This window comes from Rhodococcus sp. EPR-157 (assembly GCF_001647195.1).
In the GTDB taxonomy this organism is placed as follows: Bacteria; Actinomycetota; Actinomycetes; order Mycobacteriales; family Mycobacteriaceae; genus Rhodococcoides.
In genome coordinates this window covers 1-2,577 of record NZ_LVCV01000693.1, presented here as the reverse complement: position 1 = coordinate 2,577, position 2,577 = coordinate 1, and the positions used below count along the sequence as shown (strand labels likewise).

At 66.5% G+C, this 2,577-nt stretch carries 4 protein-coding genes; 2 read left to right on the top strand and 2 right to left on the bottom strand.

Going from position 1 to position 2,577, the window contains the following annotated elements:
- Together A2J03_RS30285 and A2J03_RS29515 are read left to right on the top strand one after the other, a co-directional pair.
- The coding region (locus A2J03_RS30285) for a C40 family peptidase (protein ID WP_197481037.1) at positions 1-182 on the top strand (182 nt) is incomplete at its 5' end.
- 83 nt (positions 183-265) lie between these two features.
- The gene (locus A2J03_RS29515) at positions 266-1,018 is read left to right on the top strand and encodes an acyl-[acyl-carrier-protein] thioesterase (RefSeq protein WP_197481038.1); all 753 of its coding nucleotides are present in this window, start codon (positions 266-268) and stop codon (positions 1,016-1,018) included.
- Here A2J03_RS29515 and A2J03_RS29510 read toward each other — a convergent pair.
- Positions 937-2,355, bottom strand: coding sequence for an AMP-binding protein (locus A2J03_RS29510; RefSeq protein ID WP_068381806.1), 1,419 nt, complete (start codon positions 2,353-2,355; stop codon positions 937-939). The genes A2J03_RS29515 and A2J03_RS29510 overlap by 82 nt on opposite strands.
- A partial coding sequence (locus tag A2J03_RS29505; protein WP_197481036.1) for an energy-coupling factor transporter transmembrane component T occupies positions 2,348-2,577 on the bottom strand: 230 nt, incomplete at its 5' end. The genes A2J03_RS29510 and A2J03_RS29505, both read right to left, overlap by 8 nt.

Here is a 2,577-nt window from a genome sequence, read left to right as displayed (position 1 = left end):
CCGAGATCCCGTTGACGATGGCGCAGCCCGGAGACCTGTTGTTCGGCAACTGGCAGGCAGGCGGACCCGGTCACGTCGCCATCTACGCCGGCAACGGACAGATGGTGCACGCCCCGACGTTCGGCGACGTCGTCCGGATCGGTCCGGTGTTCGACGGAATGAAGGCGCGTCGAGTGCTCTGAGGCCGCGGGCGGGTAGGTTCTAGGCGATGGACCCTGCCGAACGAGGGAGCACACCTGTGGCCAGCGGAACCCGCACCGAACCACTGAGCTTCGACGACCCATTGGCCCCCGCCCCTCCGCCGGGGGAAGGATTCGAAACCGATTGGACCGTGCGCACCGGCGACGTGGACCCAGACAACCGTCTCAGGTTCGACGGGATCGCCCGCTACCTGCAGGACATCGGCTCGGACAACCTCGCAGCCACATCGCTCGGTGAAACCGATCCGTTCTGGATCGTGCGCCGGACGGTTGTCGACGTCCACACCCCGGTGAAGTTCCCCGACCGAGTACACATGCGGCGCTGGTGCTCCTCGATGTCGACGCGGTGGTCCAACATGCGGGTGGACATCACGACCGACAAGGGCGCGTCGATCGAGACCGAGGGCTTCTGGATCAACATCAGCGCCACCACCGGAATGCCGACTCGCATCAGCGACGACGCACTGGACTTGCTGGCCCGCACCACCGAGGAGCGTCGCCTGCGCTGGAAGGCATGGCTGACCGAGCCTGCGCCCGCGCAGTCGCATACCGATGTGCAATTTCCGTTGCGCGCCACCGACATCGACTCGTTCAACCACGTCAACAACGCGGCATATTGGCACGCGGTGGAAGAACTACTCGTCGACCGGACCGACCTGCTCAGCGTCCCGCACCGTGCCGTCATCGAATACCTCTCCCCCATCCTCGCCGGTGAGCACGTCAGCATTCGACATCGCTACGAAGGCGGGGCACTGACGATGTGGTTCGTGGTCTCCGGCGTCGCGCGGTGCGTCGCGAAGGTCGCCCCGAGAGCCTGACGGTCGAGCTTGCCGCGCGGCGTCCGCGGCAGGCCGTCGAGCACAAGGATGCGCGACGGCATGCTCGGGCTCGGCAGAGCCGCACGCAACGCGCGACGGATCTCCCCACCTGACGGTCCATCCGAATGGAGCACCACCGCCAACGCGGGCACTTCACCCATTCGCGCATCCGCTATGGCGACGACAGCAGCCTCGTCGACACCCGGAATATCCAGTGCTGCAGCCTCGATCGGCGCAAGTTCGACGTTCAGACCTGCTCTGATCAACGTCTCGGAATCCCTGCCGAACAGAATCAGTGTCCGGCCGCCCCCGTCCCTGTTGTCGAGACTTCCCCTGTCCCCGACCGTCATCCACCCGTCCTTCGGCCCACCCGAGATTCCGCCGCGGGTGAGATAACCGTCGAACAGCATGTCGCTCCGAACATGGACGATCCCATCGCGGATTTCTGCGTCCACACCGTCGAACAGCGTCCCTGCCCCTGGATCGACTCCGCGGTCGTAGGACACGAAACTCAATTCCGACGCGCCGTAGAAATGCACCAACGACGCGTTGGGCAGCACCGCCTGCAGCGCCTCCCGCCCGGAGGACGGCCACCGCGCCGCGCTGGAAAGCACCTCTCGAACGCTCGGCACCGTCCCGATTCCCGATCGCACGACATCCCAGGCGATGGTCGGAACCGAATACAGATGCGTCGGAGCGCTGGTCATCGCCTCTGCGACCGGTCGGAGGTCGACACATGCTCCGCGGGTCAACCCGTGCAGCGCGCCGTACAGGAAGTGGGTGTGGTCGAGGACTCCCGGCGTCGACACCCGATCACCGCGCCGGACGTCGAACACCTCGTCGCTACGATCGAGCGTCCGCGCCCACGACAACTGGTTTCGGACGAAGAGCTTCGGCTCGCCGGTGGTGCCCGACGTGATGCCCACAAGCAATTCGCTCAGCGCGCATGCCGTGTCGTGTTGCCCGTCCGAGTCGAGGTTCGCGCGTGGGCTCTCGCAACCGAGCTGGCGCAGTCGCCGATGCGCGGCCGGCGCAGCGATCACGGCGCCAGGTTGGGTGAGCTCGATGACGTGCGCGAACTGGCCGGCGAGCAGGTGCCGGTGCAGCAATACCACTCCGACGCCCGAGCGCATCGCCGCCGTCACCGCCACGAGTGAACCGACATCCGACGTCGGCAGAACGGCGATCCGCCGCATACCGCGCATCCCCGCGGCCGCGCGGGTCACCCTCGCCCAGAACTCGGCGTACGACACCGATTCCCGACGGTCGACGACGGCATGCGCATCCGGAATGTCGCATGCGTGGCGAGCAATGCGCTCGGCGAGCAGTTCAGTCATCGTCGACGCCTCGGGCGATCAGCGCATCTCCCATTGCATCTGCCGTACGAAGCGCCCGGACCAGAACCGGTGTCGCCAGAGCGGTCATCGACCACTGCAGTCCGCGAGCCTTTCTCGCCTCGGACACCTCGTGCACGATGGTCGCCAGGATGGGGATGCATCGGATGGCCAGCGCGAGCATCAGCCCTACCCGGTCCGGATCGACGCCGAAGCGGCGCAACG